16 protein-coding genes and 1 tRNA gene are annotated in these 15,705 nt (G+C 76.0%); 8 read left to right on the top strand and 9 right to left on the bottom strand.

The annotated features are described in order from the left end of the window. Genes ACI798_RS15915 through ACI798_RS15900 form a run of 4 tightly spaced genes read right to left on the bottom strand, consistent with a single transcriptional unit; the run spans position 1 to position 4,706 of the window. Complete coding sequence (locus ACI798_RS15915; RefSeq protein WP_456941763.1) at positions 1-1,521, bottom strand: carboxyl transferase domain-containing protein; 1,521 nt, start codon at positions 1,519-1,521, stop codon at positions 1-3. Next, positions 1,518-2,696 (bottom strand): CaiB/BaiF CoA transferase family protein, encoded by a 1,179-nt coding sequence (locus ACI798_RS15910; protein WP_457048368.1) that lies wholly within the window; start codon positions 2,694-2,696, stop codon positions 1,518-1,520. Before ACI798_RS15910 ends, ACI798_RS15915 begins: the two co-directional genes overlap by 4 nt. A 20-nt stretch (positions 2,697-2,716) precedes the next feature. Next, positions 2,717-4,108 carry an SLC13 family permease gene (locus ACI798_RS15905; RefSeq protein ID WP_457048367.1) on the bottom strand — a complete coding sequence of 464 codons (1,392 nt, stop codon included), beginning with the start codon at positions 4,106-4,108 and terminating at the stop codon, positions 2,717-2,719. Positions 4,109-4,112: 4 nt separating this feature from the next. After that, complete coding sequence (locus ACI798_RS15900; RefSeq protein WP_456941760.1) at positions 4,113-4,706, bottom strand: 5-formyltetrahydrofolate cyclo-ligase; 594 nt, start codon at positions 4,704-4,706, stop codon at positions 4,113-4,115. A 72-nt stretch (positions 4,707-4,778) separates the two neighbouring features. On the opposite strand from ACI798_RS15900, the gene galU reads away from it, so the two are divergent. The 5 genes from galU to ACI798_RS15875 all read left to right on the top strand — a co-directional run bounded on the left by galU (position 4,779) and on the right by ACI798_RS15875 (position 8,885). After that, positions 4,779-5,696, top strand: a complete 918-nt coding sequence (gene galU, locus ACI798_RS15895) for a UTP--glucose-1-phosphate uridylyltransferase GalU (RefSeq protein WP_457048366.1) — start codon at positions 4,779-4,781, stop codon at positions 5,694-5,696. A gap of 31 nt (positions 5,697-5,727) precedes the next feature. Then, positions 5,728-7,122, top strand: a complete 1,395-nt coding sequence (gene glp / locus ACI798_RS15890; protein WP_456941758.1) for a molybdotransferase-like divisome protein Glp — start codon at positions 5,728-5,730, stop codon at positions 7,120-7,122. 1 nt (position 7,123) lies between these two features. Then, positions 7,124-7,741 carry a GNAT family N-acetyltransferase gene (locus ACI798_RS15885; protein ID WP_456941842.1) on the top strand — a complete coding sequence of 206 codons (618 nt, stop codon included), beginning with the start codon at positions 7,124-7,126 and terminating at the stop codon, positions 7,739-7,741. A 189-nt stretch (positions 7,742-7,930) separates the two neighbouring features. After that, positions 7,931-8,632: a divisome protein SepX/GlpR gene (gene sepX / locus ACI798_RS15880; RefSeq protein ID WP_456941757.1), complete on the top strand. Its 702-nt coding sequence runs from the start codon at positions 7,931-7,933 to the stop codon at positions 8,630-8,632. A gap of 179 nt (positions 8,633-8,811) precedes the next feature. Further along, positions 8,812-8,885 (top strand) — tRNA-Ala (locus ACI798_RS15875). Between the two features lie 76 nt (positions 8,886-8,961). Here ACI798_RS15875 and ACI798_RS15870 read toward each other — a convergent pair. After that, positions 8,962-9,756, bottom strand: a complete 795-nt coding sequence (locus ACI798_RS15870; protein WP_457048365.1) for an ArsR/SmtB family transcription factor — start codon at positions 9,754-9,756, stop codon at positions 8,962-8,964. A gap of 100 nt (positions 9,757-9,856) precedes the next feature. Between ACI798_RS15870 and ACI798_RS15865 the strand changes: the two genes are divergently transcribed. Continuing rightward, the gene (locus ACI798_RS15865) at positions 9,857-10,042 is read left to right on the top strand and encodes a hypothetical protein (protein WP_457048364.1); all 186 of its coding nucleotides are present in this window, start codon (positions 9,857-9,859) and stop codon (positions 10,040-10,042) included. 5 nt (positions 10,043-10,047) lie between these two features. Here the strand turns inward: ACI798_RS15865 and ACI798_RS15860 are convergent, their stop codons facing one another. The 3 genes from ACI798_RS15860 to ACI798_RS15850 form a co-directional block, all read right to left on the bottom strand. Beyond that, entirely contained in the window at positions 10,048-10,632 is a 585-nt protein-coding gene (locus ACI798_RS15860; protein ID WP_457048363.1) for an MFS transporter, read from the bottom strand. 126 nt (positions 10,633-10,758) lie between these two features. Beyond that, positions 10,759-11,196 carry a MarR family winged helix-turn-helix transcriptional regulator gene (locus ACI798_RS15855; RefSeq protein WP_457048362.1) on the bottom strand — a complete coding sequence of 146 codons (438 nt, stop codon included), beginning with the start codon at positions 11,194-11,196 and terminating at the stop codon, positions 10,759-10,761. A gap of 44 nt (positions 11,197-11,240) precedes the next feature. Next, a complete protein-coding gene (locus ACI798_RS15850) occupies positions 11,241-12,773 on the bottom strand; it encodes a dolichyl-phosphate-mannose--protein mannosyltransferase (RefSeq protein WP_457048361.1) in 1,533 nt (510 codons plus the stop codon). A 54-nt stretch (positions 12,774-12,827) separates the two neighbouring features. On the opposite strand from ACI798_RS15850, the gene rsmI reads away from it, so the two are divergent. Continuing rightward, entirely contained in the window at positions 12,828-13,664 is an 837-nt protein-coding gene (gene rsmI / locus ACI798_RS15845; protein WP_456941751.1) for a 16S rRNA (cytidine(1402)-2'-O)-methyltransferase, read from the top strand. A gap of 453 nt (positions 13,665-14,117) precedes the next feature. Continuing rightward, entirely contained in the window at positions 14,118-14,591 is a 474-nt protein-coding gene (locus ACI798_RS15840; protein WP_457048360.1) for an endonuclease domain-containing protein, read from the top strand. On the opposite strand, the gene corA is transcribed toward ACI798_RS15840, so the two are convergent. Further along, on the bottom strand, positions 14,558-15,652 hold the full coding sequence (gene corA, locus ACI798_RS15835; RefSeq protein ID WP_457048359.1) for a magnesium/cobalt transporter CorA: 1,095 nt from the start codon (positions 15,650-15,652) through the stop codon (positions 14,558-14,560). The two genes, ACI798_RS15840 and corA, sit on opposite strands and share 34 nt — an antisense overlap. Positions 15,653-15,705 lie beyond the last annotated feature (53 nt).

Raw genomic sequence — 15,705 nt, 5'->3', positions numbered from 1 at the left:
TCAGCGGCCGAGCCGCCGGTAGCGGTGCAGCCGGCTGCGGTGCCGCTCGGCGTCGTCGCGGCCGAGCAGCCCGGCCAGCTCCTCGCCGAGCACCCGGCCCAGCCGGCGGCAGAACTCGACCGGCTCGTCGGCGGCGTCGGGGCGCTCGGGCACCACCCGGTCGACGATCCCGGCCCGCCACAGGTCGGTCGCCCGCACGCCCTGTGCGGCGGCCATCTCCGGGGCCCGGTCGACGGTGCGGTGCACGATCGCCGCCGCGCCCTCCGGCGGCAGCGGACCCAGCCAGCCGTTGGCCGCGGCGAGCACCCGGTCGGCGGGCACCAGGGCCAGCGCGCCGCCGCCGGTGCCCTGGCCGAGCAGCACCGCGAGCGTCGGCGCCCGGAGCGTCACCAGGTCCTCGAGGCAGCGGGCGATCTCGGCGGCCAGCCCGCCCTCCTCGGCCTCCACCGACAGCGCCGCGCCCGGGGTGTCGATCAGCGTCACCAGCGGCAGGTGCAGCTCCGCGGCCAGCCGCATCCCGCGCCGGGCCTCGCGCAGCGCCGCCGGGCCCAGGGGCGCCGACAGCGACTGCCCGCGCCGGTCCTGCCCGAGGACGACGCACGGCGCGCCGCCGAAGCGGGCCAGCGCCAGCAGCAGGCCGGGGTCCTTCTCGCCGGCGCCGGTGCCCGACAGCCCGACGACGTCGGTGGCCGCGGTCCGCAGCAGCCGCCGCACGCCCGGCCGGTCGGGCCGCCGGGACGCGGTGACGACGTCCCACGCGCTGCGGCCGTCCTCCGGGTCGTCGTCCTCGGTGCCGTCCTCGGGCACCGGGCGCTCGGCGTCGCGGACGTCGGCGTGCCAGGTGCGCCGCGCCGACAGCACCGACAGCGCCCGGTCGGCGAGGTCGGCGACGTCCTCGTGCGGCACGACGGCGTCGATGAGCCCGCGCCGGGCGAGGTGGTCGGAGGTCTGCACGCCGGGCGGGAACGGCTCGCCGTAGAGCGCCTCGTAGACCCGGGGACCGAGGAAGCCGACCGCCGCGCCGGGCTCGGCGATCGTCACGTGCCCCAGCGACCCCCACGAGGCGAGCACCCCGCCGAACGTGGGGTCGCGCAGGTAGACCAGGTAGGGCAGGCCCGCGGCCTTGTGCCGGGCGATCGCCGCGGTGATGCCGACCATCTGCAGGAACGCGACCGTGCCCTCCTGCATCCGGGTGCCGCCGGACACCGGGGCGGCCAGCAGCGGCAGGCCCTCCTCGGTGGCCCGCTCGATGCCGGCGACCAGCCGCTCGGCCGTGGCCACCCCGATGGAGCCCGCGAGGAAGCCGAACTCCCCGGCGACGACGGCCACCCGCCGGCCGCGCAGCCGGCCCTCGCCGGTGACCACGGCCTCGTCCTGGCGGCTGCGCTCGGCCGCGGCGCGCAGCTCGGCGGCGTACCGCGGGTCGACGTCGCGCGGGCCGATCGGGGCGTCCCAGCTCGTCCACGAGCCGGGGTCGAGGACCAGGTCGCGCAGGCTGCGGGCGTCGAGCCGACGGGTCACGCGGAGAGCCAGGCGCGGACCGTCTCGTCCGACCCGCCGAGCACCGGGGGCGCGGCGTGGTCACGGCGGGTGGTCTCGGTCTCGCCGTCGGGACCGGCGGCGAAGAACCGCAGCGGCGGGCCGGGCAGCGACAGCCGGCCGAGGGTGGCGTGCTCGACGTCGACCAGCAGGCCCTGCGAGAGGGTCTGCTCCCAGCCGTAGACCTCGTCGATCGTGCGCACCTTGCCCGCCGGGACGCCCGCCGCGGCCAGCCGGGCGAGCAGCGTCTCGGCGTCGACGTCGGCGAAGGTCCGCTCGAGCAGCTCGACGACCTGCTGCCGGTTGCCCACCCGCTCGCCGTTGGTGGCCAGGCCCGGCGCCTCCGGGTCCAGGCCGAACTCGGCGCACAGCCGCCGCCACAGCGACTCCGACCCGCAGGACAGCTGCACGCTGCCGCCCTTGCAGTGGAACAGGCCGTAGGGGGCGATCGAGGGGTGGTGGTTGCCCTGCGCGCGGCCGACCTGCCCGCCCACCGTCCACGCCGTCCCCTGGAAGGCGTGCACGCCGACGACGGCGGCCAGCAGCGAGGTGCGCACCACCTGGCCGCGGCCGGTCCGCTCCCGCTCGTGCAGCGCGGCGAGCACGCCGTAGGCGCCGTACATGCCGGCCAGCAGGTCGCCGATCGGGACGCCGACGCGCTGCGGGTCGTCCGGGCCCGGGCCGGTCAGCGACATCAGCCCGGCCTCGCCCTGCGCGATCTGGTCGTAGCCGGCGCGGCCGCCCTCGGGGCCGTCGTGGCCGAAGCCGGAGATCGACAGGGTGACCAGCCGCGGGTTGAGCTCGGCGAGCACGGCGGTGCCGAAGCCGAGGCGCTCGAGCGTGCCGGGGCGGAAGTTCTCCATCAGCACGTCGGCCCGGCGGACCAGCTCGCGCAGCAGCTCCTTGTCGCCCTCGTCCTTGAGGTCGAGGGTCACCGACTCCTTGTTGCGGTTGGCCGACAGGAAGTACGTCGACTCCCGGTCGCCCTGCTCAGGCTGGACGAACGGCGGCCCCCACCCGCGGGTGTCGTCCCCGCCGCCGGGGTTCTCCACCTTGATCACCCGGGCGCCGAGGTCGCCGAGCATCATCGCGGCGTGCGGCCCGGCCAGCGCGCGGGTCAGGTCGACGACGAGCACGCCGTCCAGTGGTCCGGTCACGAGCCCTCTCCCGTCGGGGTCTACAGCCAGCCGGGGACCACGAAGACCAGCCAGGCGAGGAACGGCCCGGCGGCCACGACGATCCCGGCGTAGGCCAGCATCTGCTTGTAGAAGCGGTCCCGGTCCACCCCCTGCGCGTTGGCCAGGACCAGCGCGCCGTTGGTCGAGAACGGGCTGACGTCGACGATCGTCGACGACACGGACAGCGCCACCACGACCCCGACGGCGCCGATGTCCCCCGACTGGAGGAACGGCACCGCCAGTGCGATGGCGACGCCGATGATCGCGGTCGACGACGCGAACGCCGACACCACCCCTCCGATGTAGCAGAGCAGCAGCGCGACGAGCAGCGGTGCGCCCAGGCCGATGACCGCCTCGCCGACGTAGTCGATCGTGCCCGCCTCCTGCAGCACGAAGACGTAGCTGAGCACCCCGGCGATCAGCAGCACCGTCGACCAGCTGATCTGGCTGACCGCGTTCTTGTGCCGGGCGGCGGCGAACAGCACGAGCACGGTGGCCACGGTGATCGACACGAAGCCGATGTCGAGGTCGAACACCAGCGCCAGCACCGCGACGGCGGCCAGCCCGACCAGCGTGAGCACCTGGTCGAGGGTGATCGGCTGCGGCGCGGTCGCGTCGTCGTCCGGACCGTCGCCACCGCCGGTGGTGTCGGGGCCGACGGCGGGACCAGGCGGAGCGCCGTGCCCGCTGACCACCGGCTCCTCGGCGCGCTCGGCGTGCGCGGGGACCGTGGCCGCCACGCGCCGGCCGAGCAGCCGGCGCCCGCCGAGCACGAGGAACAGCACCACGCCGATGGCGAGGTTGAAGAACAGGCTGCCCAGGAAGACCGCGCCCGGGCTTCCGGGCAGCCCCTCGGCGTCGACGATCTCGTTGACGGTGACGCCGTAGACGCTGATCGGCGAGAACCCGCCGCCCTGCGCGCCGTGGACGACCATCATCCCCATGAGCAGCGGGTTGATGTCGTAGCGCGCGGCGAAGCCCAGCGCGATCGGCGCGACGATCGCCACCGCGGCGGGGGACAGCGCGCCGATCGCGGTGAGCAGCGCGGTGACCGCGAACATGATCCACGGGATCGCCGCCACGTAGCCGCCGACCAGCCGCACCGCCCCCCGCACCAGCAGGTCGACCGTGCCGTTGTTCTGCGCGATCGCGAACAGGTACGTGACGCCGATCAGCGTGACGACCAGCTCGGCCGGGAAGCCGGCGAGGATGTCGTCGGTGGTCAGGCCGACCGACAGCGTGCCCACCAGGAAGGCCGCGGTGAACGCCAGCGCCCCCATGTTGATGGGCAGGAAGGTGGCGATCGCGAAGATGGCGACCAGCGCCAGGATCGTGACGATCTCCGGGGACACGGGTGGCTCCTCGACGTCGGCGCTGACGGGTCGACCCACCGTGTCACCTACTGGCCGGTATCTCCTGCCAGCCGCCGGAGGGGGTGACGACGGCGGTCACCGGGCGGTCGTGCTCGAACGCCGGCAGCCGGTCGACCAGGTCGTCGTCGAAGACCAGCGCCGCGACCACCGCGCCGGGGCGGACGTGGTCCAGCGCGCGGTCGTAGTAGCCCCCGCCCCGGCCCAGCCGCACGCCGGTGCGGTCCACCGCCAGGGCCGGGACGACGACCACCTCCGCCGTCCCCAGCGCCGTCGGCCCCAGCCGCGGGCCCACCGGTTCGAGCAGCCCGAACCGGCCGGGCGCCAGCCGGCCCGTGTCGACGGCCCAGCGCAGCTCGGCGCCGCTGTCCGGGACCACCGGCAGGAGCACCCGGGTCCCGAGCTGGGTGAGCACCGCGGGCAGCCGCCCGTGCCCGGGCTCGGTCTCGTCGGGCACGAAGGCGGCCAGCAGCCGGACCCCGGCCAGGCGCTGCAGGAGCGCCGCGGCGACGGCGGCGGCCGCGGCGGCGCGCTCGGCCGGGGGGCGGGCCCGGCGGCGGGCGAGGACCGCCTCGCGCAGCGCGGCCTTGGCCGCTTCGCCGTCCTGCGCGGGGGTCACGCGGGGAGGCTAGTGCGCGGTCACCTCGAGGGGCCGGGAGCGCGGACGACGGGCTGGATAGGCTCCCACCCCATGTCGACCCCGACGCCGCGTCCGGCGCGCAAGGCCGTCATCCCCGTCGCGGGGATGGGGACCAGGTTCCTCCCCGCCACCAAGGCCGTGCCCAAGGAGCTGCTGCCGGTCGTCGACCGGCCGGCGCTGCAGTACATCGTCGAGGAGGCCGCCCGGGCCGGCCTCGGCGAGGTGCTCATGGTCACCGGCCGGAACAAGGCCGCGATCGAGGACTTCTTCGACCGCACGCCCGAGCTCGAGACCGCGCTGGAGAAGAAGGGCGACGCCGGCCGGCTGGCCGCCGTCCACGAGTCCACCGAGGTCGCCCAGGTGCACTTCGTCCGGCAGGGCGAGGCCCGGGGCCTGGGCCACGCGGTGCTCCAGGCGGCGGCCTTCGTCGGCGACGAGCCGTTCGCCGTCCTGCTCGGCGACGACCTGATCGACGCCCGCGACCACCTGCTCGAGCAGATGCTCGCCGTCCAGGCCGAGCACGGCGGCTCGGTGATCGCCCTGCTCGACGTCGGCCGGGAGAACATCGACAAGTACGGCGCGGTCGCGGTCGAGCCCGGCTCGTCCGACGGCGTGGTGACGGTGACCGGCCTGGTGGAGAAGCCGCCGGTCGACGAGGCGCCGAGCAGCCTGGCGATCATCGGCCGGTACGTGCTCGCGCCCGAGGTCTTCGGGGTGCTGCGCGAGACCGCGCCCGGCCGCGGCGGGGAGATCCAGTTGACCGACGCGCTGGCCACGCTGGTCGAGCGCGGCGAGCCGCTGCACGGCGTGGTCTTCGACGGCCGCCGCTACGACACCGGCGACAAGCTCGACTACCTCAAGGCGGTCATCCGGCTGGCCGCCGAGCGCGAGGACCTGGGCCCCGCGCTGCGCTCGTGGCTGACCGAGTTCGTCGCCGACCTGCCCGCCGAGGGCGCGTCGCAGGCCTGACCCGCTCCCCGCAGGGGGGACGATCGCAGCGATGAGCGAGAACGGCACGCCCGGGGCGCGGGACACCACGGCGCTGGACCTCCACAGCGGGGCCACCCTCGACCCCCCGACGTCGCCGCGGCTGCCGGTGCACGCCACCGCCGCGATCGACCGCGCCCCGGCGCCGCCGCCCCCGGCGGCGGCCGCCGGGCCCGAGACGCCGGCGCTGCGCACCGTCGAGACGCACCTGGACGAGATCCTCGCCGCGGTGCCGCAGCCGGAGCCGATCGAGCTCGCCGTCCTCGACGCCCAGGGCCTGCTGTGCGCCGAGGAGGTGGTCAGCGCCCGCGCGCTGCCCGCCTTCGACCAGGCCGCGCTCGACGGCTACGCCGTCCGGGCCGAGGACGTCGCCGCGGCCACCCCGGACGAGCCGGTGGAGCTGGCCGTGGTGGGGGAGACCGTCGCCGGCGCGGCCGGCCCGACCGCGCTCGCGCCCGGGCTCGCGCAGAAGGTGACCGCCGGCGCGATGCTGCCCACCGGCGCCGACGTCGTCGTCCCGGCGGTGTGGACCGACCGCGGGCTGGTCCGGGTGCAGGTGCACGGCGCGCCGGAGGCCGGCAGCTACGTCCGGCGGGCCGGCGACGACGTCTCGCCCGGCACCGTCGCCGTCCGCACCGGCACCCCGATCGGCCCGGCGCAGATCAGCCTGCTCGCCGCCGTCGGGCGCGACCGGGTGCAGGTCCGGCCCCGGCCGCGGGTCGCCGTCCTGTCCGCCGGCAGCGAGCTGGTCGACATCACCGCCCGGCCCGCGCCCGGCCAGGTGGTCGACGTCAACACCTACGCCCTGGCCGCCGCCGCCCGCGACGCCGGCGCGGCCGCCTACCGCTGGGGGATCCTGCCCACCGACCGGCGCCGGCTGACCGAGGTGCTGGAGAGCCAGCTGCTGCGCAGCGACCTGGTGCTCGTCGCCGGCACCTTCGCCGAGGAGGGCGACATGGTGCAGGAGGTCCTCGCGGAGCTGGGCCCCATGCGCTTCCGTCAGGTGACGATGCACCCGGGACCGGTGCAGGGCTTCGGCCGGCTGGGCCGGGACGAGGTCCCGGTCATCTGCGTACCCGGCGAGCCGGTCGCCGCGCTGGTGTCCTTCGAGGTGTTCGTGCGCCCGGCGATCCGCTCGATGCTGGGCAAGCGGCAGCTGTTCCGCCGCACCGTGCAGGCGATCTCGGCCGAGCGGCTGGTCTCGCCGCTGGGCTACCGGCAGTACCTGCACGGCCAGGTCATGCGCCACCCCGACGGCGGCTACGTCGTCGAGCCGCTCGGCGACGGCGACGAGGCGATGCTCGCCCGCATGGCGCGGGCCAACTGCCTGATCGTCGTGGACGAGGACGTCACCGAGGTCGCCGAGGGCGGGCTCGTGACGGTCATGCCCCTGCTGCTGGGGGGCTGAGCTGGACCCGGCGCAGCACCCGGGCTGGCCCGCCCACCTGGCGCACGGCCCGGTCGAACTCCACCCGCTCCGCCGCGGCGACGCCGGCGAGTGGAGCCGGCTGCGACTGGCCAACGAGTCCTGGCTGCGGCCGTGGGAGCCCTCGGCCGGGGTGGCCTGGTCGGTGCGGCACACGCCGGCGGCCTACCGCGCGATGCGCCGCTCGGTCGCCCGCCGCGCCCGGGCCGGGACCGCGCTGCCCTTCGCCGTCCGGGTGGACGGGCGGCTGGCCGGGCAGGTCACCGTGGACAACGTCGTCCGCGGCGCGCTGCGGTCGGGGTCGCTGGGCTACTGGATCGACCGGGAGGTGGCCGGGCGGGGGATGGCCTCGCTCGCGGTGGCGCTGGTGTGCGACCACGCGTTCGGCCCCGGCGGGCTGCACCGGCTGCAGGCCGACATCCGCCCGGAGAACGGGCCGAGCCAGCGGCTGGTCGAGCGGCTCGGGTTCCGCCGCGAGGGGCTGCTGCGCCGGTACCTCGACATCGACGGCGACTGGCGCGACCACATCGCCTACGCCCTGCTGGCCGAGGACGTCCCGCAGGGCGTGCTCGGGCTCTGGGCCACCCGCGCGCCCCGCTGACACGTCTCTATCACGTTCACGCTTCGTGAGCAGTCGACTACGTGTCGACACGCCGCTTGGCAAACCACATCCGTCTCACGACTCGTCGCGCGACACGCCCAGGAACATCCCTCGACCTGGGGATTCGCGTGCATAACCTGCCGCGGCAAGTGACTCGTGTGACGGGTGGTGTTCTCGATGGGGTCAGGCGTGCTTCTCGCCGCGCTGGTCGTGCTGTGGTTCGTCGTGCTGGTGCCGATGGTGGTGACCCGCGGCGACTCCTCGTCGACCCGCGCGGAGGTCACCCGGGGCCGGACGCTGCAGCGCCGGCGCGTGGGCGACCCGGTCCGCGCGGCGGAGACCGAGCGGGTGTCGGTGGACCGCGACCTGCTGCGCCAGACCGGCGAGCTGCGGATCGACGTGCACGCCGTCCGGCGGCGCACGCTGGCCGGGCTGCTGGCGCTGACGCTGCTGGCGCTGGCCGGCGCGCTGACCCTCACCCCGTGGCTGTGGGTGGCCCAGGGGCTGCTCGACGTCGCGCTGGTCGGCTACCTGGTGGTGCTGCGCGCCGCCGTGCGCCGGGAGCGGGCCGCCGCCCGCCGGGCCGCCCGCGCCGCCGCCCGCTCGACCGCGCGCCCGGCCGCCCGGCCCGCGCCGCGGCCGGCGCCCCGCGTGGCCGAGCCGCTGGTCGCCGAGCCGGTGGTGGCGGACGACGAGCCGGTGCACCCGACCGTCGGCCTGCCGCACCCGAGCCTGCCGCTGGCGCCGGTGCACCCGCTGCGCCCGGCCCGCGTGGTGGCCGCCCGCCCGGTGCCGGCCGGCTGGCAGGACAGCGCCGTCGTCGGCCTGGACGACGACGACATCGGTTTCGCCGACATCGACCTGTACCAGCCGCGCGTGGTCAACGGCTAGACGAAGAGCCTCCCTGCCCCCCACCGTGGAAGGACCCCGTCCTCCCCACCCTTCGCAGGCTCAGGGTGGGACCCGGGACGGGCCCAGCGGCGGGATCCTGCAGGGAGGCCGTTCGACCCCGGGTGCCACCCCGCTGGTGGCGCCCGGGATCGCGGGCGGTAGTCTTGGGCCCGCAGTCAGGGGCTGTAGCGCAGTCCGGTAGCGCACCTCGTTCGCATCGAGGGGGTCAGGGGTTCAAATCCCCTCAGCTCCACCCAGACCGCACCACCGCCGACGCCGTCGGGGCACCCGCCCCGGCGGCGTCCGCCGTTCCGGGACCCGGACGGCGGTCAGGCGGGCGTCGGCGCCATCTCCCACGGCGCCTCGGGCAGCACCTCGCCGGTCTCCAGCAGCGACTTGAGGTTGGCGCACACGGCCGGCCAGCCCTGCGACACCTGGCCCAGCTCGGTCTCGCCGGCCAGGTTCTCGTGCCGCACGGTCAGCCGGACGATGCCGCCGTGCTCCTCGACGAGGAACGTCACCACCGAGTCCCCGCCCGGGGGCTCCTCGCCGTCGGCCTCCCCGAAGGTGACCACCAGGCGCCGCGGCGGGTCGGTCTCGAGCACCTTCCCGCCGGCGTCGGCGATCCCCGAGCCGTCGGTGCGCCGGTGCTCCCAGCGCGAGCCGGGCCGCCAGTCCGAGACGTTCGCGTGGCCCCAGTAGCGGGCCGTGAGGTCGGCGTCGGTCAGGGCGTGCCAGACCTGCGCGGCCGAGGCGCGGACGTACGTGACGTAGACGTAGGTCGGGACCCGCTCGCTCATGGCGTGCTCCTCTGCTGCGGTGCGGATGGCGGACAGCGCCTGCAGGCGCGGCCGGTCGAACGCCGCGATCCACCGCCGCTCGATCTCGGCGATCGGGACCGGGTTCAGGAAGTGCAGCCGCTCGCGGCCGCGCCGGACGGCGGTGACCAGCCCCGCAGCGACGAGGACGTCGAGGTGCTGCGTGGCCGACTGGCGGGCCATGCCGGTGCCGGCGCACAGCTCGCCGAGCGTCTGCCCGTCGCGCTCCCGCAGGCGGTCCAGCAGGAGTCGCCGGGTGCGGTCGGCCAGCGCCTTGAAGACGGCGTCCTCGCCTCCGGGCTGCACGTCCCGATCGTGCAGGTATATACCTGCACGTGTCAACGGGCGGCGGCCCTGCGGTCACCACCGTGGCCGGGGAGGACGCCGTCGCCGCGGTGCGGCGGCCGTGGCCGGCCGGGACCACGGGCGCCTGCGGCTGTTGCCGCACCCGTACCTGCACTGGACGGCCGGCGACGGGACGGTGACCCGCGGCCGCCCGCGGGTGCCGGCGCTGCCCGCCGGGGCACCCGCGCCCGGCCCGCCGTCGCCCGTGCAGCTGCGCGACGGCCAGGAGTACCGCTGGACCCGCTGAGCGGGTCAGGCGCGGGCGCGCTCCGCGGCGGCCTCGTCGTCGATCGCGGCCGGGGCGCCGCCGAACTCGTCGGCCACCTCACCGGCGACGTCGTCGGCCCGGCCGTGCGCGTCCCCGCCCGGGCCGGCGTCGGCGGCGGCACGCATCCGGTGGCCGGTGGCCAGGGCGCCGACACCGAGGGCGACCGCGGCCGCGCCGACGACGAACGGCACGTGGATGCCCCAGGCGTCGACCATCTGCCCGGCGACGAACGGCGCCAGCCCGCCTCCGATGAACCGGACGAACCCGTAGGCGGCCGAGGCGACCGGGCGCTCCACCGGCGAGACGAGCATGACCGCCTGGGTGGTGAGCGTGTTGTCGATGCCGACGACCGCGCCCGAGGCGACCACGCAGGTGATCAGCGCGGAGCGGACGTCGGTGAACAGGCCGATGAGGAGCAGCAGGACGGCGAAGGTGCCCAGCGCGCCGTAGAGCGAGGGGGCGGTGCCGAAGCGGGCCTGCAGCCGTGGCGCGGCCACCATGGAGAACAGGGCGACCAGCAGGCCCCAGCCGAAGAACACCCAGCCGAGCTGGATCGCGCCGAGCTCCATCGGGGTAGGGCGCGTAGCCCAGCATCGAGGCCGATGCCCGTGAAGCTCACGACGCAGGCGAAGGCGACGGCGTAGACCGCCTTCGGCTGCTTCCACGTGCTGGTCCCGGCGGCGGAGCTGGCTGGGTCACCTCCGGGGTGGGGTCGTGCCGGCGCAGCGCGCCGGCGAGGGGTCGAGGGCCGGCAGCGCGTCGGCGATGCGGCGGACCTCGTCGGGGGAGAGGGCGGCCAGGGCGGCGTCCACGCGCCGGGCCCGCCGGGCGCGGCGCTGCGCCAGGCGGTCGGCACCCTCGGCGGTGAGGTCGAGCAGGACGACCCGGGCGTCGGCGGGGTCGCCGCCGCGGCGGAGCAGGCCCTGCGCGGCCAGGCACGCGGCGAGGGCGCTCATCGAGGGCTGGGGGACACCCTCGGCGGCGGCGAGCTCGGTGACCCGGGTGGGGCCCTGGCGTCCCAGGCGCGACAGCGTCGCCGCGGCGGTGCGGGACGGGCCGTCCTCGGGGTCGGTGAGGACGCCCGGCCGCAGGACGACGTCGGCGAGCCGGTCGTCGACGGTCCGATCGCTCACGTACTCAGTTGTACGGCCCAACTATCTGTCGTGCCGCGGGCTCCTCAGAACCAGGACGGGAACCACATGCGCAGCAGCCAGTCGGCGTGCGACAGCGGGCGCCCGGCGAGCACCGGGTAGAAGAAGGCGAAGGTGCCGGCCACCAGGGCGACGTAGCCGCTGACCGCCGCCAGGCCGGTGCTGCGCCGCCACGGGGGAGCGTCCGGGCGGCCGAGGACGTCTTGCAGCACCAGGGTCACGGCCAGCACGAAGAACGGCAGCACCGGCGCCATGTAGAAGACGAACATCGTGCGCTCGGGGTTGAGGAACCAGGTGCCCCAGCCGGCGGCGACCGTGACGGCGACCAGCAGCGCGGCCGGGTCGCGGCGGGCGACGACCCGCCAGGCGGTCCAGGCCAGCGCGGGCGCGAACGCCAGCCACAGCGTCGGCGTCCCGACCATGAGGATGTAGCGGACCATCTGGTCGCCCGCGGCGTCGGTGAGGCCCTGCGGGTTCCACAGCAGGATCGGCCGGCCGTTCACCAGCCACGTCCACGGCCCCGACTCCCAGGGGTGCGGCGTGGACAGGCCGTTGTGGAAGGTCCACCACTCGGCGTGCATGTGCCAGAACGAGCGCAGCGCGTCGGGGACCCACGGGAACGCCGTCTCCGGGTTGCGCTGCGCCCACCAGCGCCCCTGTGCCGTCTCGCCGAGGAACCACCCGGCGAAGCTGGCGACGTAGGTGAGCACCGGGACGGCGGCCAGCGCCCAGGTGGCGCCGGGCAGTCCGCGGCGCAGCGCCGTCGCCGTCGGCCTCGGGACCCCGGCCTCCCGCCACGCCTGCCGGTCCCACCACAGCGACAGCACCGCGCAGGACGCGAGGAACCAGATGCCGCTCCACTTCACCGAGCAGGCGCAGCCGAACAGGAGGCCGGCGGCGATCCGCCAGCCCCGCGGGCCGAGGCGGAACCCGGTGGCGGGGACCGGCCGGGAGCCCGCGACCCGGGCGCGCACCCGGTCGCGGTCGACGACCAGGCAGGCGACGGCGGCCAGCACGAACACCTGCAGGAAGACGTCGAGCAGGCCGATGCGGGAGACGGTGAAGGCGAAGCCGTCGAGCGCCAGCAGCAGCCCCGCGACGAGGCCGAGCAGCGTGGACCCGGTCAGCCGCCGGGCCAGCCGGGTGAGCAGGACGACGGCGAGCGCGCCGGCCACCGCCGAGGGGAACCGCCAGCCCAGGCTCGTGTAGCCGAACACCTGCTCGCCGGCGGCGATCAGCCACTTTCCCAGCGGCGGGTGGACGATGAACGTGTAGCCGCGGTTGTACTCGTGGCCCCAGACCAGCAGGTCGTGCGCCTCGGGCGGGTAGTAGGCCTCGTCGAACAGCAGCGTGTCGGGGTAGCTGATGCCCACCAGCCGGCCGGCCAGCGTGGCGACGCCGAGCACCGCGGCCAGGACCCACGACAGCAGCCGGTCGCCGGGCAGCGGCGGGATGCGGTCCACCCGCGGCCGGGGCACCGGCCAGCGGCGCGGGGGACGGGCGGGGACGTCGTCCGGCGGGTCCCCGGCGCCCGTGCGCTCGGGAGCCAGGACCGCCATGCGCCTCAGGGTATGTGGGAGGACCGTGCCCCCCGGCGTGACAGGCTCGTCGTCGTGACCGGACGGCTCGTGCTCGGTGGTGCGCCCCTCGGCCAGCCCGGCGACGTCGGCCCGCGGCTGCGGCGCGTCATGGCCGAGGCCGACGTGCTCGCCGTCGAGGACACCCGCCGGCTGCACCGGCTGGCCACCGACCTGGAGGTCACGCTCACCGGGCGGGTGGTCACCTTCCACGAGTCGGTCGAGCGGGCGCGGCTGCCCGGGCTGATGGCGGCGCTCACCGACGGCGCGACGGTCCTGCTGCTCACCGACGCCGGCATGCCCTCGGTCTCCGACCCCGGGTACACGCTGGTGCGGGCGGCGATCGAGGCCGGCGTCGAGGTCACCTCGGTGCCCGGGCCGTCCGCGGTGACGACGGCGCTGGCGGTCTCGGGGCTGCCCGTCGACCGGTTCTGCTTCGAGGGGTTCCTGCCGCGCAAGGCGGGGGAGCGGCGGTCCCGGCTGGCCGCGCTCGCCGACGAGCGCCGCACGATGGTCTTCTTCGAGTCGCCGCACCGGCTGGCCGAGGCGCTGACCGACTGCGCGGCCGCGTTCGGGGACTCCCGGGAGGCCGCCGTGTGCCGGGAGCTGACCAAGACGCACGAGGAGGTCCGGCGCGGGCCGCTGTCCTCGCTGGCCTCGTGGGCGGCCGACGGCGTGCGCGGGGAGATCACCCTCGTCGTCGCGGGGGCCACGCCGGAGCCGGTGTCGCTGTCGGCCGCCGAGCTGGCCGCGCTGGTGGCGGGGGAGGAGGCCGCGGGCGCCACCCGCAAGGACGCCATCCGCGCCGTCGTCACCCGCACCGGCCTGCCCCGCCGCACCGTCTACGACGCCGTCGTCGCCGCCAAGTCCTGAGGCCGCGGCGCGCTGTGTGTACGAACCGCCGTCTGTGGACGTCGTCGGACGCCCCGGCGGCGGGCCCGGTCAGCGTCCAGGCGTGTCCACGACTCTCCCCGACGCCCTCCGCGACCGCGCGCGGGCGGCGGCGCGGCTCCTGCTCCCCGGTGCGGTCGTGTCGGGGCCGAGCGCCGCGGTCCTGTGGGGTGTGGACCTCGCCGGCGAGCACGACGACGTCGAACTCGTCCTGCCACCGGGATCCCACCCGCGCCGCGTCCCGGGGATCCGGGTGCGACGGCTGACCCTGTCGGCCGGTGACGTCCGTCTGGTGCACGGCGTGCGCGTGCAGTCGGCCGTGGCGGCGGCCCTCCGCGTGGCCGCCCTGCTCGAGCCGGGTGAAGCGGTCGTCGCCGTCGACCGGATGGTCGCGGCGGGCGTCGTGGACCTCGAGGCGCTGAGGGCCCGGGCGGGGTGCCCGGTGAGGCGTCCGGGCGCGTCCGGCGGGCCTGCGCCCGGGCGGACGGCCTCGCCGAGTCACCGCAGGAGACCCGGCTGCGGCTCCTGGTCGTCGACGGCGGGCTCCCCGCGCCGGTCGCGCAGTACGTCGTCCGGCACGAGGGGTCCTTCGTGGCCCGGGTCGACCTCGCCCGGCCGGTCCTGCGGGTCGCGGTCGAGTACGACGGCGCGTGGCACGCCGAGCCCGGGCAGTTCGCCCGCGACCGGCGGCGGCTCAACGCCCTGCAGGCAGCGGGGTGGACCGTCGTCTTCGTGACCGCGGCCGACACCTGCGGGACCCCGTCCGGCTGCTCGCGACGATCCGGGCGGCGCTGCGGCGGTGAGCAGGACGTGCACCCGACGCGCTCCCGGCGCGGTCGTGCCCGCTCCGTGTGCACACAGCGCGGGCACGGGTGTCACAGCCAGCCGTTGCGCTTGAAGCCGCGGTAGAGCAGGGAGCAGGTCACGAGGATGAGCAGCCAGACCATCGCGTAGCCCCAGCGCCACTGGAGCTCGGGCATGTGCTCGAAGTTCATCCCGTAGATCCCGGCGATCGCGGTCGGCACAGCCACGATGGCCGCCCACGCCGAGATCCTGCGCATGTCCTCGTTGTCGGCCATCGAGGTGCGCGCGAGCGAGGCCTGCAGGATCGACGACAGCAGCTCGTCCAGGGAGCCCACCTGGTCGCGCACCCGGATCGCGTGGTCGAGGACGTCGCGGAAGTAGGACCGCATCGGCTCCGGGACCGAGTCGACCTGCCGCTCGGCCAGCTTCTGCAGCGGCACCTCCAGCGGACCCACCGCCCGCCGCAGCGACATCAGCTCGCGCTTGAGCTGGTACAGCCGGCCGATGTCGTCGGTGCGCTCGGGGCTGAACACCGACGCCTCGAGCTCGTCGACGTCGTCCTGCACCTGCTCGGCGACGTCGACGAACGTGTCGACGACGTGGTCGGCCACCGCGTACAGCACCGCCGACGGGCCCAGGCAGAGCAGGTCGCGCTGCTCCTCCAGCCGCTGCCGCAGCTCGGTCAGGTCGTTGTGGTCGCCGTGCCGCACGGTGATCACGTGGCGCGGGCCGAGGAACACCATGACCTCGCCGGTGTCGACCACCTCGCTGGTCGCGGTCAGCTGCTCGTGCTCCACGTACCGCGCCGTCTTGAGCACCATGAACAGGTCGTCGTCGTAGCGCTCGAGCTTGGGCCGCTGGTGGGCGTAGACGGCGTCCTCGACGGCGAGCGGGTGCAACCCGTAGCGCTCGGCGATCGCGCCGAGCTCGGCCTCGGTCGGCTCGAACAGCCCCAGCCAGACGAAGCCGTCCCGCTCGACGGCGGCCTCCAGCGCCGCCATCGGGTCCACCGGCGGCTCCCGGCGTCCCTGCACGTAGACGGCGCAGTCGACGATCGCGTCGACGCCCGCCGCCCGCGCCGTCGCGGGCCGTGGCGCCCCGGCCGGCCGCGGCCGGGTGGTCGGCACGAACGGCACGGGAGGGGCATCGGCCCGCTGGTCGGTCACCGGTGTGCCTCCTCCCGTCCCGCCGCCGCGGCGGGGCGACAGAAGCGTAGGCG

The organism is Geodermatophilus sp. SYSU D01045 (assembly GCF_054050295.1).
This window is presented reverse-complemented; position numbering and strand designations above follow the sequence as displayed.

Excerpts from the sequence above, each read along its gene's own strand:
- galU (WP_457048366.1), top strand. The coding sequence starts at position 4,779 with ATGTCGACCCCGACGCCGCGTCCGGCGCGCAAGGCCGTCATCCCCGTC.
- glp (WP_456941758.1), top strand. The coding sequence starts at position 5,728 with ATGAGCGAGAACGGCACGCCCGGGGCGCGGGACACCACGGCGCTGGAC.
- ACI798_RS15860 (WP_457048363.1), bottom strand. The coding sequence starts at position 10,632 with ATGGAGCTCGGCGCGATCCAGCTCGGCTGGGTGTTCTTCGGCTGGGGC.
- ACI798_RS15850 (WP_457048361.1), bottom strand. The coding sequence starts at position 12,773 with ATGGCGGTCCTGGCTCCCGAGCGCACGGGCGCCGGGGACCCGCCGGAC.